20 protein-coding genes are annotated in these 19,948 nt (G+C 70.0%); 9 read left to right on the plus strand and 11 right to left on the minus strand.

Going from position 1 to position 19,948, the window contains the following annotated elements:
- Positions 1–109: 109 nt before the first annotated feature.
- Positions 110–916, plus strand: a complete 807-nt coding sequence (locus tag AB0E07_RS02070; RefSeq protein WP_362245379.1) for a TerD family protein — start codon at positions 110–112, stop codon at positions 914–916.
- A 28-nt stretch (positions 917–944) separates the two neighbouring features.
- On the opposite strand, the gene AB0E07_RS02075 is transcribed toward AB0E07_RS02070, so the two are convergent.
- The 6 genes from AB0E07_RS02075 to AB0E07_RS02100 form a co-directional block, all read right to left on the minus strand.
- Positions 945–1,685 (minus strand): Tellurium resistance, encoded by a 741-nt coding sequence (locus AB0E07_RS02075; protein ID WP_362245381.1) that lies wholly within the window; start codon positions 1,683–1,685, stop codon positions 945–947.
- Between the two features lie 88 nt (positions 1,686–1,773).
- Positions 1,774–2,916: a DUF475 domain-containing protein gene (locus AB0E07_RS02080; protein ID WP_362245383.1), complete on the minus strand. Its 1,143-nt coding sequence runs from the start codon at positions 2,914–2,916 to the stop codon at positions 1,774–1,776.
- 152 nt (positions 2,917–3,068) lie between these two features.
- Positions 3,069–3,644, minus strand: a complete 576-nt coding sequence (locus AB0E07_RS02085; RefSeq protein WP_362245385.1) for a TerD family protein — start codon at positions 3,642–3,644, stop codon at positions 3,069–3,071.
- Between the two features lie 107 nt (positions 3,645–3,751).
- Positions 3,752–4,327 (minus strand): calcium homeostasis/redox stress adaptation protein, encoded by a 576-nt coding sequence (locus AB0E07_RS02090; protein ID WP_362245387.1) that lies wholly within the window; start codon positions 4,325–4,327, stop codon positions 3,752–3,754.
- 113 nt (positions 4,328–4,440) lie between these two features.
- A complete protein-coding gene (locus tag AB0E07_RS02095) occupies positions 4,441–4,899 on the minus strand; it encodes a peroxiredoxin (protein WP_362245389.1) in 459 nt (152 codons plus the stop codon).
- A 120-nt stretch (positions 4,900–5,019) separates the two neighbouring features.
- Positions 5,020–5,460, minus strand: a complete 441-nt coding sequence (locus tag AB0E07_RS02100; RefSeq protein WP_362245391.1) for a DUF3052 domain-containing protein — start codon at positions 5,458–5,460, stop codon at positions 5,020–5,022.
- A gap of 389 nt (positions 5,461–5,849) precedes the next feature.
- Between AB0E07_RS02100 and aceE the strand changes: the two genes are divergently transcribed.
- A complete protein-coding gene (gene aceE, locus AB0E07_RS02105) occupies positions 5,850–8,597 on the plus strand; it encodes a pyruvate dehydrogenase (acetyl-transferring), homodimeric type (RefSeq protein ID WP_362245393.1) in 2,748 nt (915 codons plus the stop codon).
- An 86-nt stretch (positions 8,598–8,683) separates the two neighbouring features.
- Positions 8,684–9,490 (plus strand): potassium channel family protein, encoded by an 807-nt coding sequence (locus AB0E07_RS02110; protein WP_362245395.1) that lies wholly within the window; start codon positions 8,684–8,686, stop codon positions 9,488–9,490.
- A 322-nt stretch (positions 9,491–9,812) separates the two neighbouring features.
- On the opposite strand, the gene AB0E07_RS02115 is transcribed toward AB0E07_RS02110, so the two are convergent.
- Entirely contained in the window at positions 9,813–10,103 is a 291-nt protein-coding gene (locus tag AB0E07_RS02115; protein WP_362245397.1) for a small hydrophobic protein, read from the minus strand.
- Between the two features lie 273 nt (positions 10,104–10,376).
- Positions 10,377–11,969, minus strand: coding sequence for an MFS transporter (locus AB0E07_RS02120; RefSeq protein ID WP_362245399.1), 1,593 nt, complete (start codon positions 11,967–11,969; stop codon positions 10,377–10,379).
- A 66-nt stretch (positions 11,970–12,035) separates the two neighbouring features.
- Here AB0E07_RS02120 and AB0E07_RS02125 point away from each other — a divergent pair, with 66 nt between their 5' ends.
- From AB0E07_RS02125 to AB0E07_RS02135, 3 genes are read left to right on the plus strand one after another with little or no spacing between them, the layout of a single operon-like run.
- Positions 12,036–12,662, plus strand: coding sequence for a TetR family transcriptional regulator (locus AB0E07_RS02125; RefSeq protein WP_362245401.1), 627 nt, complete (start codon positions 12,036–12,038; stop codon positions 12,660–12,662).
- 54 nt (positions 12,663–12,716) lie between these two features.
- Complete coding sequence (locus AB0E07_RS02130; RefSeq protein WP_362245403.1) at positions 12,717–13,934, plus strand: alpha/beta hydrolase; 1,218 nt, start codon at positions 12,717–12,719, stop codon at positions 13,932–13,934.
- 58 nt (positions 13,935–13,992) lie between these two features.
- Positions 13,993–14,862, plus strand: a complete 870-nt coding sequence (locus tag AB0E07_RS02135) for a DUF4429 domain-containing protein (protein WP_362245751.1) — start codon at positions 13,993–13,995, stop codon at positions 14,860–14,862.
- A gap of 34 nt (positions 14,863–14,896) precedes the next feature.
- On the opposite strand, the gene AB0E07_RS02140 is transcribed toward AB0E07_RS02135, so the two are convergent.
- Together AB0E07_RS02140 and AB0E07_RS02145 are read right to left on the minus strand one after the other, a co-directional pair.
- Positions 14,897–15,916: an aldo/keto reductase gene (locus AB0E07_RS02140; RefSeq protein ID WP_362245405.1), complete on the minus strand. Its 1,020-nt coding sequence runs from the start codon at positions 15,914–15,916 to the stop codon at positions 14,897–14,899.
- Positions 15,913–16,377, minus strand: coding sequence for a MerR family transcriptional regulator (locus AB0E07_RS02145; RefSeq protein ID WP_351930183.1), 465 nt, complete (start codon positions 16,375–16,377; stop codon positions 15,913–15,915). The genes AB0E07_RS02140 and AB0E07_RS02145 overlap by 4 nt, the downstream gene beginning before the upstream one ends.
- A gap of 96 nt (positions 16,378–16,473) precedes the next feature.
- Here AB0E07_RS02145 and AB0E07_RS02150 point away from each other — a divergent pair, with 96 nt between their 5' ends.
- On the plus strand, positions 16,474–16,944 hold the full coding sequence (locus AB0E07_RS02150; protein WP_362245408.1) for a GNAT family N-acetyltransferase: 471 nt from the start codon (positions 16,474–16,476) through the stop codon (positions 16,942–16,944).
- Positions 16,945–16,963: 19 nt separating this feature from the next.
- Entirely contained in the window at positions 16,964–17,785 is an 822-nt protein-coding gene (locus tag AB0E07_RS02155; RefSeq protein WP_362245410.1) for a serine hydrolase domain-containing protein, read from the plus strand.
- Between the two features lie 154 nt (positions 17,786–17,939).
- Here AB0E07_RS02155 and AB0E07_RS02160 read toward each other — a convergent pair whose 3' ends face one another.
- Positions 17,940–18,608 carry a pirin family protein gene (locus AB0E07_RS02160; RefSeq protein ID WP_362245753.1) on the minus strand — a complete coding sequence of 223 codons (669 nt, stop codon included), beginning with the start codon at positions 18,606–18,608 and terminating at the stop codon, positions 17,940–17,942.
- Positions 18,609–18,659: 51 nt separating this feature from the next.
- On the opposite strand from AB0E07_RS02160, the gene fasR reads away from it, so the two are divergent.
- The gene (gene fasR, locus AB0E07_RS02165) at positions 18,660–19,865 is read left to right on the plus strand and encodes a fatty acid biosynthesis transcriptional regulator FasR (RefSeq protein ID WP_362245412.1); all 1,206 of its coding nucleotides are present in this window, start codon (positions 18,660–18,662) and stop codon (positions 19,863–19,865) included.
- Positions 19,866–19,948 lie beyond the last annotated feature (83 nt).

Consider the following 19,948-nt stretch of genomic DNA (forward strand, 5'->3'; position numbering starts at 1 on the left):
AGGGGTTCCCGTGGGGCATGAATTTCTGGTAACGCGAGCGCGGACACCCTTTGCAGATCATGGACCCCCCGCGTTGTCGTGACCAGGACCGAGAGGGCAGGATGACCGCATGACGCACGCGATGCTGAAGGGGTCGAACGTCCCGCTCGAAGCCACGACCGTACGTGCCGTGCTCCGCTGGACTACCGGGCAGGGGGTCCCGGACGTCGACGCCTCGGCGCTGCTCCTCGGTCCCGACGGCCGTGTGCGATCCGACGAGGACTTCGTGTTCTACAACCAGCCCCGGCACCCCTCCGGGAAGGTCTGGCGGCTCGGCAAGAAGCGGGTCACCGAGGGCCTCACCGACACGATCCAGACAGATCTCACCGGTGTCGAGCCGGACGTCAGCCAGATTTACCTGGTCGCTTCGGCCGACGGTGCCGCCTTCGACCGCGTACGGTCCCTGCGCATCCTGTTGTACGACGCCTCCGTCGCCGACGGCGAGCCGCTGCTGCACTTCGACATCAAGCCGGAGACGGGCGAGGAGACGGCCCTGATCTGCGGCGAGCTGTACCGCCGGGGCGAGGGCTGGAAGTTCCGCGCGCTCGGCGAGGGCTACTCCAACGGGCTGAAGGGCCTGGCCACGGACTTCGGGATCTCCGTCGACGAGTCGGAGGGCATTGCTTCGCAGGAGCCCGCCGAGGAGCCCCGGTCGCAGCCCCTGCCGCCCGAGCAGCCCACGACGGTGGTCCCGCCGCAGCCCGCCTACGGCTACCCGCAGGCCCCGCCTCCCACGACGCAGCAGTCCGGGTACGGCTACCCCCAGACGGCGGCCCGGCCGGCCCAGGGCGGCTACGGCTACCCGCAGCCCGTCGCCCCGGCCCCCGCCGGCGACTTCCGGCTGCCCCCGCAGGGGCCTCAGTTCATCGGGCGGTAGACGCCCCGCGCGGCAGGGCGGGGGCGGGTCAGCGGTCCGCCTTCGCCTTGTAGCCGCGCCCCCACTGGAGGCCCCACCCGTACAGCCGGTCCAGCTCGCCCTGGAACCCGTAGACGAACTTGACCTCGCGGCGGACGACGATCTCGCCCTTCACGTTCTCGATCATCACCACCGCGCAGGAGCGGGCCTGCGGATGCCGCTCGTCCAGCCCGATCTCGATCCGGGGCCCGTTGCTCGGGTACAGCGTGACGACGGCGTGCGTGCGGTCGAAGGCCGGCGTCTGGTCGTATATGTAGACGAAGACCAGCAGCCGCTTGATGTGCTCGCGCTGGTCGAGATTGACGTACATCGTCTCGCCGGACGCCGAGCCGAACCGGTCGTCCCCGCTGAGCTTCACGTACGGCGGCGCGTTGACGTCCCCCAGCAGGCCGCCGAGCGGCTGGACGACCCCCTTGGAGCCGTCGGCCAGCTCGTAGAGGCAGCCGAGGTCCAGGTCGACGTTGACCATGCTCTGGCTGTGCCCGACCACCTCCGGCGGCCGCAGCGCCTTGAACGGGTGCCGCAGCAGGCTCTCCCGCTGCGGCCCGCCTATGTCGGAGCTGCGCATCCGCCAGTTGAGGTTGACCCGTAGATGGCCGGTGGCCGCGTCCTGCTTGGTGAGCGACACCTGGCCGTGGCGCTTGGTCAGCTCGATCGCGTTGCTCGCCGCGCTCCCCGAGTCGAACTGCGCGGCACGTCCGCGCCAGAGCAGCCCGTCCAACAAGCCCATTCCCGCCCCCACCCGCGTTTCTACAGACCGAGGGGGCGGCCGGAGGCCCGGCCGCCCCGTTCAGAAGCGTTCCTCACTCCAAGGGGTGTCACACCCCGGACGAGACCTCAGTCTTGTCCGAGGCTTCCGCTTTTCCCTCGGCGGCCGCGAGCGCGCGGTTGCGGCGCACCGAGGACCAGAAGGAGAGGGCGATCAGGACGACGCCGATGAGGCCGGTGATGATCTCGCTGATCTGGTACTGGATGGTGATCAGCAGGATCGCGGCCAGGGCGCCGATCGCGTAGTGGGCGCCGTGCTCCAGGTAGACGTAGTCGTCCAGGGTGCCCTGGCGGACCAGGTAGACGGTGAGCGAACGGACGTACATCGCGCCGATGCCCAGACCGATCGCCATCAGCACGATGTCGTTGGTGATGGCGAAGGCGCCGATCACGCCGTCGAAGGAGAACGACGCGTCCAGGACCTCGAGGTAGAGGAACATGAAGAAGGCGGCCTTGCCGGCCAGGACGACCGCCGAGCGGGGCTTGCCCGCGCGCTCGGCCGCTTCCTCGGCCTCGTGCTCGCGCTCCTCCTCTTCCTCCAGCTTGTCCTCGAAGTAGCCGGAGAGCCCACCGACGATCATGTACGTGATCAGACCGGCGACACCGGACAGCAGAACCGTCTCTGCCTTGTCCGCGCTGCCCGCGTGCAGATGGGCGTGGGTCGCGAAGGTCATGGAGGTGATCAGCAGCACGATCAGCGCGATGCAGACCGAGAGCATGTCGACCTTGCCCAGCTTGGACAGCGGGCGCTCGATCCAGCCGAGCCACTTGATGTCCCGGTCCTCGAAGATGAAGTCCAGGAAGATCATCAGCAGGAACATGCCGCCGAAGGCCGCGATCGACGGGTGGGCGTCGGTGACGAGCTGCTCGTAGCGGTCCTTGTCGGTCAGCGCGAGGTCGACGGCCTCGATGGGCCCCATCGAGGCGCTGACGGCGACGATGACGACGGGGAAGACCAGTCGCATGCCGAAGACGGCGATCAGGATGCCGATCGTGAGGAAGATCTTCTGCCAGAAGGCATTCATCTTCTTCAGGATTCCGGCGTTGACCACCGCGTTGTCGAAGGACAGCGAGATCTCGAGGATGGAGAGGATCGCCACGATGCCGAAAGCGGTCCACCCCCCGATGAGGACCGCTGCGACCAGACCGGCCGCGGTGACCGCGAACGACCAGCCGAAGGTTTTCAGAACCACTGGCTACCCAATCCTGTGTTGGGGGCCCCTCCCACACGGAGTGTGGAGGAGGGCCTCCCCCGCGCCGTACTCGGCTTTACGAACTTTTGAAGCCGCAGTGTAGTCGGCCCCCCTCGGCGGCCCACCCGGTCCTGGCTTTTGCTCATAACGCGTTATGAGACGTTGACCCCGAAGTCCAGAGCGATGCCGCGCAGACCCGACGCGTACCCCTGTCCGACCGCCCTGAACTTCCATTCGCCCTGGTAGCGATAGACCTCGCCGAAGATCATCGCGGTCTCGGTGGAGGCGTCCTCGCTCAGGTCGTAACGGGCGAGTTCCTGACCGTCGGCCTGGTTGACGACCCGGATGAAGGCGTTGCTGACCTGACCGAAGGTCTGGCCGCGCTCGTCCGCCATGTGGATCGAGACCGGGAAGACGATCTTGTCGCACTGGGCGGGCACCTTGGAGAGGTCGATCACCAGCGACTCGTCGTCGCCGTCCCCCTCACCGGTGAGGTTGTCGCCGGTGTGCTCGACGGAGCCGTCCGGGCTCTTGAGCTGGTTGTAGAAGACGAACCACTCATCCCCCATCACCCGTCCGCCACTGCACATCAGCGCGCTGGCGTCGAGGTCGAAGGGGGCTCCGGTCGTGGAGCGCGCGTCCCAGCCGAGTCCCACCACCACCTGGGTGAGATTGGGTGCGGCCTTGGACAGGGAGACATTGCCCCCCTTGGCGAGCGTGACGCCCATGATGCTGGTCCTCCCCGGGTCGTGCTTCTTTGGTTGTTTCCCTGCGCGCCCGGCGCCGCACGCAAACCGTGCGGCGCCGGGCGGTCACAGCGCGGGTGAGCGCCGGCTCAGACGTTGACGCCGAAGTCCTGCGCGATGCCGCGCAGACCCGAGGCGTAGCCCTGGCCGATGGCGCGGAACTTCCACTCCGCGCCGTGGCGGTACAGCTCGCCGAAGACCATCGCGGTCTCGGTGGAGGCGTCCTCGCTGAGGTCGTAGCGGGCGATCTCCGCCTCGCCGGCCTGGTTCACGACGCGGATGAACGCGTTGCGGACCTGCCCGAAGGACTGCTGACGGTTCTCGGCGTCGTAGATCGACACCGGGAAGACGATCTTCTCGACCTCGGCCGGGACACCGGCGAGGTTGATCTTGATCTGCTCGTCGTCGCCCTCGCCCTCACCGGTGATGTTGTCACCGGTGTGCTCGACGGAGCCGTCCGGGCTCTTGAGGTTGTTGAAGAAGATGAAGTGCGCGTCGCTGGCGACCTTGCCGGAGTTGTTGAGCAGCAGCGCGCTCGCGTCCAGGTCGAAGTCCGTACCGGTCGTGGTGCGGACGTCCCAGCCCAGACCGATGATGACCGCGGTCAGCCCGGGGGCCTCCTTGGTCAGCGATACGTTGCCGCCCTTGCTGAGGCTGACTCCCACGAGTCCTCCATTGATGTCCATGGGCGGGGAGCCCCGCCGTGCGTTTGATACCGGATCAACGTGTCGATCCTAGTGAGGGGTTCCCGTGGCACGCAGGCCCTGGAACCGAAGAATCACAGGGTGTCGAGCGCCTTGACGTACTCGTTCAGGTCACGGGCGTCCGGCAGTCCGTTGACGACGGTCCAGCGGACGACTCCCTCCTTGTCGATCACGAAGGTGCCGCGCACCGCGCAGCCCTTGTCCTCGGCGAACACGCCGTAGGCGCGGGAGACCTCGCCGTGCGGCCAGAAGTCGCTCAGCAGGGGGTAGTCGAGTCCCTCCTGCTCGGCGAAGACGCGCAGGGTGGGAACGGAGTCGTTGGAGACGGCGAGCAGCTGGGTGTCGCGGTCCGCGAACTTCGGCAGGTTGTCCCGCAGCTCGCAGAGTTCGCCGGTGCAGACACCGGTGAAGGCGAACGGGTAGAAGAGCAGGACCACGTTCTTCTCGCCGCGGAAGTCCGAGAGCTTCACGGCGCGGCCGTGGTTGTCCTTGAGCTCGAAGTCGGGGGCCTTCTCGCCGACCTGGATGGCCATACCGGCTGTGTCCCTTCGATGGGGCTGTTCGGGTGGTCTGGAACCACCCTACGCAGCGATCGTGAAGGGCCCACGGACGGGCCGACCGTAGTCAGCCCGTCCGGCGTCTCCGGGGGAGGGTCACTTCTTGGTCGTCTTGGCCGCCTTCGGCGTCACCAGTCGGCTGCCGCTCCAGTCCTTGCCGACACTGACGCTCTTGGACGCGGACAGTCCGGCCGTCGTGGCGGCTTCGGAGATGTCGCTCGGCTCGACGTAGCCGTCGCGGCCGGTCTTCGGCGTCAGCAGCAGGATCGAGCCGCCCTCCTCGATGTACGTGATGGCGTCCACCAGTACATCCGTCAGGTCGCCGTCCTCGTCGCGGAACCACAGCACCACGGCATCGGCGACGTCGTCGTAGTCCTCGTCCACGAGATCGCTGCCGATGACTTCCTCAATGGCCTCGCGGAGTTCCTGGTCTACGTCCTCGTCGTAGCCGATCTCCTGGACCACCTGCTCGGGCTGGAACCCCAGCCTGACGGCAGGGTTCGTCCGCTCCTCCGCGTGGTCCGCGGTCGCGCTCACGGGTTGCCTCCTGATCATGTCTTCGGGAATGACTCAGCCACGCGCGTGCGCGAAGCATTGGCCGTAGTCCACACGGGCGGGGCGAATCGCGCAAGTACCCGGCCGTTCAGACCGCCGAAACGGTGACGTTCCGGGCTGTGTCACCGCAACTCCCGTCACGCCACCACGACCCAAGGTGACACACGCCACACCGTTCTGCCCTCTTTGCGCTTTTGGGAACCCTCCTCGGGGACCACGCTTGGATTACCCGGGGGAAGAGATGACGTATGCCTCCCCGAGGTAGACGATGGGGACGGTGCGGGCGGAGCAGCCCGCAACCAGCGGCGACCAGCGCGAGAACAAGCCCGATGCAGGCCAGACAACCAGCCCTCCGACAGGTAAGGAACAGCGTGGCTTCCGGATCCGATCGCAATCCGATCATCATTGGCGGCCTTCCGAGTCAGGTTCCTGACTTCGATCCCGAGGAAACCCAGGAGTGGCTCGACTCCCTCGACGCCGCCGTGGACGAGCGCGGCCGTGAGCGGGCCCGCTACCTGATGCTCCGCCTGATCGAGCGGGCCCGCGAGAAGCGTGTCGCCGTGCCCGAGATGCGCAGCACGGACTACGTCAACACGATCGCGACCCGGGCCGAGCCGTTCTTCCCCGGCAACGAGGAGATCGAGCGCAAGGTCCTCAACGCGACCCGCTGGAACGCCGCGGTCATGGTCTCGCGGGCCCAGCGCCCCGGTATCGGCGTCGGCGGCCACATCGCGACCTTCGCCTCCTCCGCCTCCCTGTACGACGTGGGCTTCAACCACTTCTTCCGGGGCAAGGACGAGGGCGACGGCGGTGACCAGGTCTTCTTCCAGGGCCACGCCTCACCGGGCATCTACGCCCGCGCCTTCCTGCTGGACCGGCTGACCGAGCAGAACCTGGACGCGTTCCGCCAGGAGAAGTCCAAGGCGCCGAACGGACTGTCCTCGTACCCGCACCCGCGGCTGATGCCGGACTTCTGGGAGTTCCCGACCGTGTCGATGGGCCTCGGCCCGATCGGCGCGATCTACCAGGCCCGGATGAACCGCTACCTGGAGGCGCGCGGGATCGCGGACACCTCCAAGTCGCACGTGTGGGCGTTCCTGGGCGACGGCGAGATGGACGAGCCGGAGTCGCTCGGCCAGCTGTCCATCGCCGCACGTGAGGGCCTGGACAACCTCACCTTCGTGGTGAACTGCAACCTCCAGCGGCTGGACGGGCCGGTGCGCGGCAACGGCAAGATCATCCAGGAGCTGGAGTCGATCTTCCGCGGTGCCGGCTGGAACGTGATCAAGCTGGTCTGGGACCGCAGCTGGGACCCGCTGCTGGCCCAGGACCGGGACGGTGTGCTGGTCAACCGGATGAACACCACGCCGGACGGGCAGTTCCAGACGTACGCCACCGAGACCGGCGCGTACATCCGGGACCACTTCTTCGGCGACGACCACCGGCTGCGCGCCATGGTCGAGGGGATGACCGACGACCAGATCCTGCACCTGGGGCGCGGCGGCCACGACCACAAGAAGATCTTCGCTGCGTTCTCGGCGGCCACGGCGCACAAGGGCCAGCCGACGGTGATCCTGGCCAAGACGATCAAGGGCTGGACGCTGGGCCCCAACTTCGAGGGCCGCAACGCCACGCACCAGATGAAGAAGCTGACGGTCGACGACCTCAAGCGCTTCCGCGACCGGCTCCACCTGCCGATCTCCGACAAGGAGCTGGAGTCCGGCGCGCCGCCCTACTACCACCCGGGGCGGGACAGCGAGGAGATCCAGTACATGCACGACCGCCGGCAGGCGCTCGGCGGGTACGTCCCGACCCGTGTCGTGCGGGCGAAGCCGCTGGCCCTGCCGGACGACAAGACGTACGCGTCCGTGAAGAAGGGCTCGGGTCAACAGTCGATCGCGACGACCATGGCCTTTGTGCGCCTGCTGAAGGACCTCATGCGGGACAAGGAGATCGGCAAGCGGTTCGTGCTGATCGCGCCCGACGAGTACCGCACCTTCGGCATGGACTCGTTCTTCCCGAGTGCGAAGATCTACAACCCGCTCGGGCAGCAGTACGAGTCGGTGGACCGTGAGCTGCTGCTGGCCTACAAGGAGGCGCCGAACGGGCAGATGCTGCACGACGGCATCTCGGAGGCGGGCTGCACGGCCTCCCTGATCGCCGCGGGCTCGGCCTACGCCACGCACGGCGAGCCGCTGATCCCGGTCTACGTCTTCTACTCGATGTTCGGTTTCCAGCGGACGGGTGACCAGTTCTGGCAGATGGCGGATCAGCTGTCGCGCGGTTTCGTCCTCGGTGCGACCGCCGGCCGCACGACTCTGACCGGTGAGGGACTCCAGCACGCCGACGGCCACTCGCAGCTGCTGGCGTCGACCAACCCGGGCTGTGTCGCCTACGACCCGGCCTTCTCGTTCGAGATCGCGCACATCGTGCAGGACGGTCTGCGGCGGATGTACGGCCCGACGGCGGACGGCAAGCCGGGCGAGGACGTCTTCTACTACCTGACCGTCTACAACGAGCCGATCCAGCACCCCGCCGAGCCGGAGAACGTGGACGTCGAGGGCATCCTCAAGGGCATCCACCGGTTCAGCGAGGGCACGGCGGGGTCCGTCCCGGCGCAGATCCTCGCCTCCGGTGTCGCGGTGCCGTGGGCCGTGGAGGCGCAGGGGATCCTCGCCGAGGAGTGGAACGTCAAGGCCGACATCTGGTCGGCGACCTCCTGGAACGAGCTGCGGCGCGAGGCCGTGGCCTGCGAGGAGCACAACCTGCTGCACCCCGAGGAGGAGCAGCGGGTGCCGTACGTGACGCGCAAGCTGTCCGGCGCGGAGGGCCCGTTCGTGGCCGTTTCCGACTGGATGCGGTCGGTTCCGGACCAGATCGCGCGGTGGGTGCCGGGGACGTACCAGTCGCTCGGCGCCGACGGGTTCGGGTTCGCCGACACCCGGGGCGCGGCACGGCGGTACTTCCACATCGACGCGCAGTCGATCGTGCTGGGCGTGCTGACGGAGCTGGCCAAGGAGGGCAAGGTGGACCGCTCGGCGCTGAAGCAGGCGATCGACCGGTACCAGTTGCTGGACGTCTCGGCGGCGGACCCCGGGGCCGCGGGCGGCGACGCGTAGAGCGGACCCGAGGGAACGCTCGGGTGCGGCTGGAGGGCCGAGGGGCTGGAGTTCCCCGGCCCTCCGACGTTTCCTACGATGCGGGCATGAAGGAGACAACCGCGCAGGTCCGCTGGGAGCGGCTCACCCAAAGGCCGCTGCTAGTGCTGGCGGTGCTGTTCGCCGTCGCGTACGCCGTGCCGATCGTGGACGGCTCGGCGAGCCGGGGGCTGACGCGCGCGTGCGCGGCCGTGGAGTGGGCGGTGTGGGCGGCGTTCGCCGGTGACTACCTGGTGCGGCTGGGGCTGGCCGAGCGGCGCTGGGACTTCGTCCGGCGGCACTGGCTGGACCTGTGCGCGGTGGCGCTGCCGCTGATCCAGCCGTTGCGGCTGCTGCGTCTGGTGTCGACGCTGATGCTGGCGGGCCGGCGGGCCCGGATGGCCTCCCAGGTCCGGCTCACCACGTATGTCGTCGGCACGGTGATCGGCCTGCTGATGTTCGGTTCGCTGGCCGTGCTGTCCGTGGAGCGGGACGCGCCGGATGGGAACATCAGGACGCTGGGTGACGCGGTCTGGTGGTCGTTCACCACGATGACGACCGTGGGGTACGGGGACCACGCGCCGACCACCGGTCTGGGGCGGATCCTCGCGGTCGGCCTGATGCTGTCCGGGATCGCCCTGCTGGGTGTCGTCACCGCGAACATCGCCGCGTGGTTCATCGCGCGCTTCGAGCGGGACGACGAGGAGGAGCGGCGTCAGACGGAGGCGATCCGGCTGCTGACGGAGGAGGTGCGGCGTCTGCGGGCGGAGGTGTCCGCGCTGTCTGAACGGACGGCTCCGCCGGGGGACGCGGTGCCGACGCTTCCTGGTCCGGCAACCCCGGTAGTGAGCCGACCACCGGCCGGTGGGGGCTGATCGCGCAGTTCCCCGCGCCCCTGAGGTACGTGGAGCGCGCGGCAGTGGGCCGACCACCGGCCCGTGGGAGTTGATCGCGCAGTTCCCCGCGCCCCTGAGGTGCCTGGAGCGCGCGGCAGTGGGCCGACCACCGGCCCGTGGGAGCTGATCGCGCAGTTCCCCGCGCCCCTGGGGTGCGGGGTGGGGGCGGTGGTTCTTCGGCTGCGGTGCCGTGGCGTTTGGTCCTGGGCCAGGTGTTCCCACCTAGGGGCGCGGGGAACTGCGCGATCGGCCACGGGGGCCCGCAGCCGGCCCACTACCGGACCGCCCGGCACGGATGGGGCTAGAGCGGGCCCGAGCCGGTCAGCCAGGTCAGGGCCAGGACCGTGTCGATCGCGCCCAGGACCAGGGCGATCAGTGCCGGGAGAGGGCGGGGTCCGGACCAGCGGCGGTTCATCGCGAGCCAGCCGCAGACCATGGCCGCCGGGCCAAGGACGATGCCCAGTGTGAAGAAGCCGGCGACCGCGCAGATGGTTCCGATGATGCCGAGGGTCGCGCGATCCGGCCCGGACCGTGACCGCATCCGGCCACGCGTGCGGGGGCGCCTGCGCGTTGCACTTCCGAAGCCCGCCATGGGTTTCTCAACTCCCGGGAACCTTGGATTCGTTGGATTTCGGTTCCTGGATCGGATACCCCGTACCCCGCGGATATGCCTACGGGCTGCCGGGCGCGCTGTCCCCCTCCGGCAGCGCGCCGCAGCACCCGTCGCCCTCCTTGCCGTACGAACTTGCCCGAGGGATGCCGTACGGAGGGCTTGACCCACTGTGACCTGCGGCGCGTGCCGGGGACGAGGAATCTTTAGCTTTGTCACCCTGATGAGGGAAAAGCGACCTCGTCGGGAACCGCGTCAGATATGCGCGCCGCCCATCCCGGCCTCGGCGTTCTCGCCCCTCTTGGTCAGGAAGGCGACCGCGACGGCGACCGCCGCCACCGCAGCGGCGACCAGCGAGGCGAGGCTCATACCGGAGATGAAGGTGTCGTGGGCGACCTCGGTGATCTTCGCGGCGATCGCGTCCGGCGTCCCCTCGGCCACCGGCGCCACACCCACCTGCACCGCCTCGGAGGCCTGCGCCTCCTGCGCGGGGGTCAGCGCGGGCAGCCCGGCGTCCGTCCAGTTCCCGGCGAGGTCGCTGTCGACCTTGGAGGCCATCACGGCACCCAGCACGGCCGTGCCGAGGCTGCCGCCGATCTGCATCGCGGCCTGCTGGAGACCACCGGCGACACCGGACAGCTCCAGGGGCGCGTTGCCGACGATGACCTCGGTGGCGCCGACCATGACGGGCGCGAGGCCGAGGCCCAGCAGGGCGAACCAGACCGACATGATGCCGCTGCCGGTGTCCGTCTCCAGCGTGGACATGCCGTACATGGCGATGGCCGTCAGGGCCATACCGCCGGCCAGCGGCACCCGCGGACCGAACTTGGTGATCATGGCACCGGCGAGCGGCGAGCCGACGATCATCATTCCGGTGAGCGGCAGCAGGTGCAGACCCGCGTCGATCGGGCTCATGCCGTGCACGTTCTGGAGGTAGAACGTCACGAAGAACAGGCCGCCCATGAAGGCGATGGCCATCAGGACCATCAGCACCACACCCGCCGACAGCGGGACCGAGCGGAACAGCGCGAGCGGGATGAGCGGCTCCTTGACCTTCGTCTCCCAGAAGGCGAAGGCCGCGAAGAGCGCCAGCGACCCGAGGAGGAAGGCCCAGGTCTGGCCGCCGCCCCAGCCCCACTCCGGCGCCTTGATGAGCGCCCACACCAGGCAGAACATCGCGGCCGAGAGCAGCGCGATGCCGAGCAGGTCGAAGGAGCGCGGGGCGTTCTCGGCCCGGTGGTCCAGCAGGATCAGCACGCCGAGCGCGACGGCGAGGACACCGACCGGGACGTTGATGAAGAAGACCGACTGCCAGTTGACGTGCTCGACGAGGACACCGCCGAGGATCGGGCCGCCCGCGGTGGAGGCACCGATGACCATGCCCCAGATGCCGATCGCCATGTTGAGCTTCTCGGCGGGGAAGGTCGCCCGCAGCAGACCGAGCGCGGCCGGCATCAGCAGGGCGCCGAAGAGGCCCTGGAGCACCCGGAAGGTGACGACGAACGCGATGCTGTCGGAGAGACCGATCGCACCGGAGGCGGCGGCGAAGCCGACGACGCCCACGAGGAAGGTCTGCCGGTGGCCGAAGCGGTCACCGAGCTTGCCCGCGGTGATCAGGGAGACCGCGAGGGCGAGGAAGTACGCGTTGGTGATCCACTGCACCTCGGCGAAGGTGGCGCCGAGGTCGTCGGCGATGGCCGGGTTGGCGATGGCCACGATGGTGCCGTCCAGCGCCACCATCATCACGCCCACGGCGACGGTTATGAGCGTGAACCAGGGATGCCCGCGGAGCCCGGAGGGCGGGACGGCGTCCTGGGGCGCCTTGTCGACGACGGTCTGACTAGTCATGCCGCCGAGGCTAGTGACAGCCTCTGACAATTGACAAACCAATTCACAAGTCGGTAACTGACGGATATGCAAACTCTGCGCGAACGTAAGAAACAGCGCACTCGGGACGCACTGCTGCTGGCGGCGCTGCGGCTCTTCACGACCCGGGGCTACGAGGAGACGACGGTCGACGACATCGCCGACGCCGTCGAGGTATCCCAGCGGACCTTCTTCCGCTACTTCGCCAGCAAGGAGGAGGCCGCCTTCGCCGTGCAGGAGATGACGGAGGCGCACTACGTGGAGGCCGTGCGGCTGCGGCCGCCCGGCGAGCGGCCGATGGAGGCGCTGCGGCAGGCCGTGGTGGAGGGCTGGGACGGACTCAACGACGTCATCGCCTCGGTCGTGCCGGTCGAGCTGTACCTGCGGATGTACCGGGTCGTGGAGTCCACGCCCGCGCTGCTCGCCGCGCATCTGCGGCGGTCGGCGGAGACCGAGGAGCGGATCGCGCGGGTGCTGGCCGAGCGCGAGGGCCTCGACGTGGACGCCGACCCGCGGCCCCGGCTGGCGGTGGCGGTGTTCGGCGGGGTGATGCGGGTCACCGAGCGGCAGTGGAGCATGGGCGAGGACTTCAGCCTCGACGGCATCCGCCGGCTCACGATCGCCTACCTGGAGCAGGTGGGACCCGCACTGACCGAGAGCTGGCGCGAAACGTGAGACCCGTCACTCGGTTAACGGGAGACTCGTTCGTTCTCCTAGTGTGTCCTCCCAGTGACTTCCTTCGACACGTCCCCGCAACTGAACGTCTGGCGCGCGGTGCTCGCGCTGGCCGTCGTGTTCGTCATGCTGGCGACCACCGGGTGGACCGCGGTGCGCAACCAGCGCACGACTCCCGCGCTCCAGCGCTCGCTCTCCGCCTGGGAGCACGGACGGATCGCCGGGCACCCGCTGCCCGACCCGGAGTCGACCTCCGCGCGGCTGGCCGCCTTCTTCGCCTCGCTCACCGCTGACCAGCGCTCCGCCCTGGTGCGCCGCTATCCGCTCGCGGTCGGCAACATGAACGGCGCCCCCGTCGAACTGCGCTACCGCGCCAACCGGGTCGCGCTGCTCCAGGCCCGCAAGGTCGAGCTGAAGCGGATGCACGACAAGCGGCTCACGCCCGAGGGGCAGCGGGAGGCCGGCCGACGGATGCACCGCTACGAGGCTCTGATGAGCCCCGGACGGAACATCCTCGCCTTCGACCCGGCGGGCTCCGGGCGGGTCGCCGAGGTCTTCGGCGACCTGGACCGGGCCGAGCGGATCTCGGTCGTCGTCCCCGGTGTCGACACCGACCTGCTCAGCTTCCAGCGCACCTACCGCAAGTACGCGGCGCCGGTCGGCATGGCCCAGTCGCTGTACGCGGCCGAGCGCTCGGCCGCCCCCGGCACCCGCACCGCGGTGATCGCCTGGGCCGACTACACCGCGCCCGGCGGCCTCGGCCTGGACTCGGCCACCGCGACCCGCGCCGAGAACGGGGCCGTACGGCTGAACGCGCTGGTGCGCGCCCTGCCCGGCGACGCCTCGGTGTCGCTGTTCTGCCACAGCTACGGCTCGGTGGTCTGCGGGGTCGCCGCGCGCTCGACGCCCGGCCGGGTCTCCGACATCGCGGTCGCGGGCAGTCCCGGCATGCGGGTGGCGAAGGCGTCCCACCTGGGCACCTCGGCCCGGGTGTGGGCGATGCGGGACGCGGACGACTGGATCCAGGACGTGCCCTACCTGGAGCTGGGCGGACTCGGCCACGGCGCCGACCCGATGTCCTCGGCGTTCGGGGCGCGGGTGCTGTCGGCGGCGGACGCCGAGGGGCACAGCGGGTACTTCGAACCGGGCACGGACAGCGTGCGCAACCTCGCCGGGATCGGGGTTGGCGCGTATGACTCGGTGCACTGCAAGGACGACGACGAAGGGTGCCGGGAGGGTTTGTCCGGCACCACGACGGACGGACGCGCGTAGAGAGCGCAGAAACTACGGTCTGCTCGATGAGGCGACGGAGGAGCTCGTGCCGCATACGATGAGCCGCATGGGTGACGTACTGGCCGGATTTCATGCCGCCTGGGAGTTCGAGTCCGACTCCGTGCTCATCCGTTACGAACGGGGGATTCGGACACCCAAACTGCTCCAGGCGCTCGGCGAGCGGCGCGTGCCGCTGGACGCGATCTCCGCGGTGACCCTCGATCCCGGCAAACGCGGGACCGTGGTGCTCCGGGTCGAGCCGCGGCCCGGGGCCGATCCGCTGATGGAGGCGGCCGGCGGGCAGTTGAAGGAAGGCTGCGACCCCTACCGGCTGGTGCTGCCGGCCGAGCGGGAGACCCTCGCCGAGTACTACGCCGACGAACTCAAGGCGCGGCTCAAGGAGTCGGGCCCGGCGGACCGGTTCCTCGTGGCGGCGCCCGAGGCGCCGAGGGCGTTCAAGGCGTACGACGGCAAGGCGTCCTTCGACGGGCGCACCGTCTCCTTCCGGTGGTTCTGGACGGGGGCGTCCTCGGCGAAGTGGAAGGCCGGGGACCAGTCCTTCGCGATCGGCGACCTGTGCGGCGTCGAGTGGCGCTCCCCCGAGGTCTTCGAGGGGCATCTGCGGCTGCTGCGGCGCGGCGAGACCGGCCCGGCCCAGGTGGACCACGATCCGGCGGCCGTGGTGTTCGGTCTGGGCTACGGGCCGGTGCACGAGTCGCTGCCGTTCGCGGCCTCGGTGCTGGCCGCGGTGCGCTCCGCGGCGCCCGCCGTCCCGGTGGTCCCGGCCGTCCCGGCCGCGGCGGCACCGCGCAGCGACCCGGCGGACATCGCCGAACGCATCCGCCATCTGGGGGAACTTCACCGGGCGGGACTGCTCACCGACGAGGAATTCTCCGCGAAGAAGGCGGAGTTGCTCGCGGAGCTGTAGGGCGTGACTCGAAGGTCCCGCCCTCGACCCGGGGCTACTCCCGGCCGGCGGACGTGAACGTCATGTCCGCGTACCGGTCCCCCGCCACCTGTTGGGCGATCGGCTCCAGCAACGCCAGCTCGTCGGTGGTCAGTTCGATGCGGGTGGCGGCCGTGTTCTCCTCGACCCGGCCGGGCTTGCGGGTGCCGGGGATCGGCACCACCGGCAGGCCGTGCACCGCCGCCTGCTGCTGGACCCAGGCCAGCGCGATCTGCCCCAGGGAGGCGCCGTGCGCTTCGGCGATCTTCCGGACGGGCGCCAGCAGGGCCGCGTTGGCCCTCGCGTTGTCGCCGGTGAAACGGGGCTGCTGACGGCGGAAGTCGTCGGCGGTGAGGTCCTTGTCCGCGGACCCGAAGGACCCGGCGAGGAAACCCCGGCCGAGCGGGGAGTACGGGACCAGCGCCACGCCCAGCTCCCGTGCCGCGGGCACCACTTGGGCCTCGATGTCGCGGCTGAACAGCGACCACTCCGACTGGACGGCGGCGATGGGGTGCACCCCGTGCGCGGCCCGCAGTTCGGCGGCCGTGACCTCGCTCAGGCCCAGGTGCTTGACCTTGCCCTCGCGGACCAGTTCGGCCATGACGGCGACGGTCTCCTCGATCGGCACGTTCACGTCCCGGCGGTGCATGTAGTAGAGGTCGATCACCTCCACGTCCAGGCGCTTCAGGCTCGCCTCGACGGCCTGGCGGATGTACGGCGTGTCGTTGCGGATGACCCGGCGCGTCGGCTCGCCCGGCGGGATCGACAGGGCGAACTTGGTCGCGACGACGACCTCGTCGCGGTGCGCCCGGAAGAACGGGGACAGGAAGCTCTCGTTCTCCCCGGCCCCGTAGGCGTCCGCGGTGTCGTACAGGGTGACGCCCAGGTCCAGCGCGCGCTCCAGGGTGGCCCTGGACTCCTTCGCGTCCGAGGGGCCGTAGGCGAAGCTCATGCCCATGCAGCCGAGGCCCTGCACCCCGGTCTCGGGGCCGGTGGCGCCCAGTCGTGCCGTGGGGATCCTGCCGTTCTCGGTCATCGGGGCCTCTCCGACGCCAGGGCGCGCCCGGCGTCGCCGTAGAAAGCGATCTTGCGGTCGAGCACGGCGAGCGTGTCCTGGAGTTCCGCGATCCGGGTCAGGACGTCCCGGCGGGTCTCCTCCAGCAGTTCGTACCGTGCGTCGTAGGTGTGGTCGCCCTCGCGCACCAGTTCGGCGTAGCGCACCATGTCGGCGACCGGCATGCCGGTCAGACGGAGCTTGCCGACCAGGTCGAGCCAGTCGAGGTCGCGGTTGCTGTAGCGGCGCTGCCCGGTGTGCGAGCGGTCGATGTGCGGCATCAGGCCGATGCGCTCGTACCAGCGCAGGGTGTGCGCGGTCAGGCCGGTGAAGGCGGCGACCTCGCTGATCGTGTAGCTGTCCTGGCCGTCGGGGCGCCGGTCGGGGCTCGGCGGCCCCGCGCAGGTGTCGGTCCTGGTACCCGTGGTCTCCATCACCGTCATGCGCTCAACGCTATGGCCTTGGAGTGCGCTCCAAGCAAGCGAATGGGTGAGAAATCCACGGGACATGGCGTGATCACCCCGGTTAGCGTGCGGCGCATGAGTCTCGTACGCCGCGCCACGCCCGAGGACGCCCCCGAAGTGCTGCGACTGCGCCAGGTGATGATCGATTCGCTGGCCTCCGCGCGGGGTGCCACGGACTGGCACGCGGAGTCACTGCCGGCGCTGCGGGACCGACTGGCCGCGCCGGACGGGCAGTTCGCGGCGTTCGTCGTGGACGACCCCGAGCGGCCGGGGACCTTGGCGGCGCTCGCCGCGGGGACGCTGGAGTACCGGATCGGCCGGGCCGACAATCCGCACGGGCTGATCGGCTACGTCTTCAGTGTGGCCACCGACCCCGCGGCACGGCGGCGCGGATACGCGCGCGTGTGCATGGAGGGGCTGCTGGACTGGTTCCGCGAGCGGGGCGCCGGGTACGTCATGCTCACCGCCTCCCCGGACGCCGAGCCGCTCTACGCCTCGCTGGGCTTCACCCGGGACACCGACCCCTCGATGCGGCTGCACCTGTGAGCGGCTTAGGCTCACGGGCATGTCCTTGCAGAGCCTTTCACTGATCGAGAACTGGGACGTCCCCACCGCCGCCGCGGGTGTGGTGCGCGCGGACGGAACGGTTCTGGGCACCCGCGGTCCGGCCGGGCACCGCTTCCCGCTCGCCTCGGTCACCAAGCCGCTGGCCGCGTACGCCGTGCTCGTCGCCTACGAGGAGGGCGCGGTCGAACTCGACGAGCCCGCCGGTCCCGAGGGCTCGACGGTGCGGCATCTGCTGGCCCACACCTCGGGGCTCGCCTTCGACGAGCACCGGGTGCTCGCCGCGCCCGGGGAGCGGCGGCTGTACTCCAACGCCGGTTTCGAGCAGCTCGGGGACCACGTCGCGAAGGCGACGGAGATCCCCTTCGGGGAGTACCTGCGGCAGGCCGTGCTGGAGCCGCTGGGGATGACGTCGACCTCGCTGGAGGGCTCGCCGGCGAAGGACGGGGTGTCGACGGTGGAGGATCTGCTGCGGTTCGCGGCGGAGGTGCAGGCGCCCCGGCTGCTGGATCCGCGGACGGTGGCGGAGGCGATGACCGTGCAGTATCCGGGGACGAAGGGTGTGCTGCCGGGGTACGGGCATCAGAATCCGAACGACTGGGGGCTCGGGTTCGAGATCCGGGACGGGAAGTCTCCGCACTGGACGGGGGGTTCGTCCTCGGCTCGGACCTTCGGTCACTTCGGGCAGTCCGGGACGTTCCTGTGGGTCGATCCGGACGCGGGGTGCGCGTGTGTGGCCCTGGCGGACCGGGCGTTCGGGACGTGGGCGATGGAGGCGTGGCCGGCCTTGACGGACGCGGTCCTCGCGGAGGCGCGGGGCTGAGCCTGGCTTCTCGCCCCCGCCGCCCCTTCCCGTCCCAACCTGGGGGCTCCGCCCCCAGACCCCCGCTCCTCAAACGCCGGAGGGGCTGGTTTCAGCCCGTCCGGCGTTTGAGGACGAGGCCCTTTCGGGGCCGAAGGGGGGTCCGGGGGCGATCTCAGGCCGGGGCCATTTCCCACACGAGGAGTTCGGACTCGGCCGTTGCCAGGGCTTCCATGTCCTTGGGGGCGACGAGGCGGGCCGCGTCGCCCGGGGCCAGGGTCCGGTCCGCCAGGCGGAGTTCGCCGCGGACCACGTGGAGGTAGACGTACGCCGCGTCGGGAACGGCGGTGCGTTCGCCGGGCGACAGGCGGCGGACGTGGAGCATCGTTCCCGCCTCGGGGACGGCGTACGGCGTGGAGTCGGCGATCCCGCGGACGATCTCGTACGCCGGGTCGCCGCCCGGCGAGAGCGGGGCCAGCCAGGTCTGGACGAAGACGAGGGGCCCGCCCCCGTCGTTGCGTTCCACGTGCCGGACGCCCCCGGCCGAGCTGAGCCGCTGCACGTCCCCGGGCCGGACCACGGTCTCGTTGCCGTGCGAGTCGCGATGGGTCAGCTCGCCCTCGACCACCCAGGTCACGATCTCCGTGTGGCTGTGCGGGTGCTCGTCGAACCCGGCACCCGGTGCCAGCCGCTCCTCGTTGCAGGCGATCATCGCCCCGAAGCGGAGGTTGTCGGGGTCGTAGTGGGGACCGAAGGAGAAGGCGTGCCGGGACTCGATCCCCGCCGCCGGGTCGCCGCCTGGATAGCGCTCGTCGGCGCGCCGTACGTCCGTCACGCGTCCCACCGTAGACCCCACCAGCGCATGCTCCCGTCCGGATAAGGCAGTCTTGTCCCCGTGCCCGAACCCGAAGCCAGCAAGCCCGAAGCCGCAGCGCACGGCGCCCATCCGCACGCCGCGACCCTGAAGCGGCTGGAGAAGTCCTCCGGAAGTCTCGCCGCCCAGGCCATCACGCGCATGGACGAGACGCTGTCGTGGTACCGGGCCATGCCCCCGGAGAACCGTTCCTGGATCGGTCTCGTCGCCCAGGCCGGCATCGCGGCGTTCACCGAGTGGTTCCGGCATCCCGACGCCCCGCAGGCCATCTCCACCGATGTCTTCGGCACCGCGCCCCGGGAGCTGACCCGGGCCATCACGCTGCGCCAGACCGTGGAGATGGTCCGGACGACGATCGAGGTCATGGAGTCCGCCATCGACGAGGTGGCGGCCCCGGGCGACGAGTCCGTGCTGCGCGAGGCGCTGCTGGTCTACGCCCGCGAGATCGCCTTCGCCACCGCCCAGGTCTACGCCCAGGCGGCCGAGGCACGCGGTGCCTGGGACGCCCGGCTGGAGTCCCTGGTGGTGAACGCCGTGCTGAGCGGCGAGGCGGACGAGGGCGCCGTCTCCCGGGCCGCCGCGCTCGGCTGGAACTCGCCCGAACATGTGTGCGTGGTACTCGGCACCGCCCCGGACGGCGACTCGGAGCTGACCGTCGAGGCGATCCGGCGCGCCGCCCGGCACGCCAAGCTCCAGGTGCTGACCGGTGTCCTCGGGGACCGGCTCGTCGTCATCGCGGGCGGCAGCGACAATCCGCTCGCCGTCGCCAAGTCGCTGATCGGCCCGTACGCGGCCGGTCCGGTGGTGGCCGGGCCGATCGTGCCGGACCTGCTCGCCGCCACCCGCTCCGCGCAGGCCGCCGCGGCCGGGCTGAAAGCCTGTTCCGCCTGGCAGGACGCGCCGCGCCCGGTCCTGGCGGACGACCTGCTTCCGGAACGTGCCATCGCCGGTGATCCCAGCGCCCGCGAGCAGTTGGTGGAGGAGATCTACAGACCGCTGGAGGAGGCCGGGTCCGCTCTGCTGGAGACCCTCTCGGTCTACCTGGAACAGGCGAGCAGTCTGGAGGGCGCCGCCCGGATGCTCTTCGTTCACCCCAACACCGTGCGCTACCGGCTTCGACGTGTGACTGACGTCACCGGTTGGTCGCCTTCCGATGTACGCTCCGCGTTCACGCTGCGGATCGCACTCATCCTGGGACGTCTGGTCGACGGCGATCTTCAGCCCTAGGTTTTTGTCGGGGGCCCACAAAACCCCCTGCTGTTCTTCGTCCCTGTCCCCACGGGCGGCCGTGGCCGTCCCCAAGAGAGAGT

The organism is Streptomyces sp. NPDC048002, from assembly GCF_040653275.1.
GTDB lineage: Bacteria > Actinomycetota > Actinomycetes > Streptomycetales > Streptomycetaceae > Streptomyces.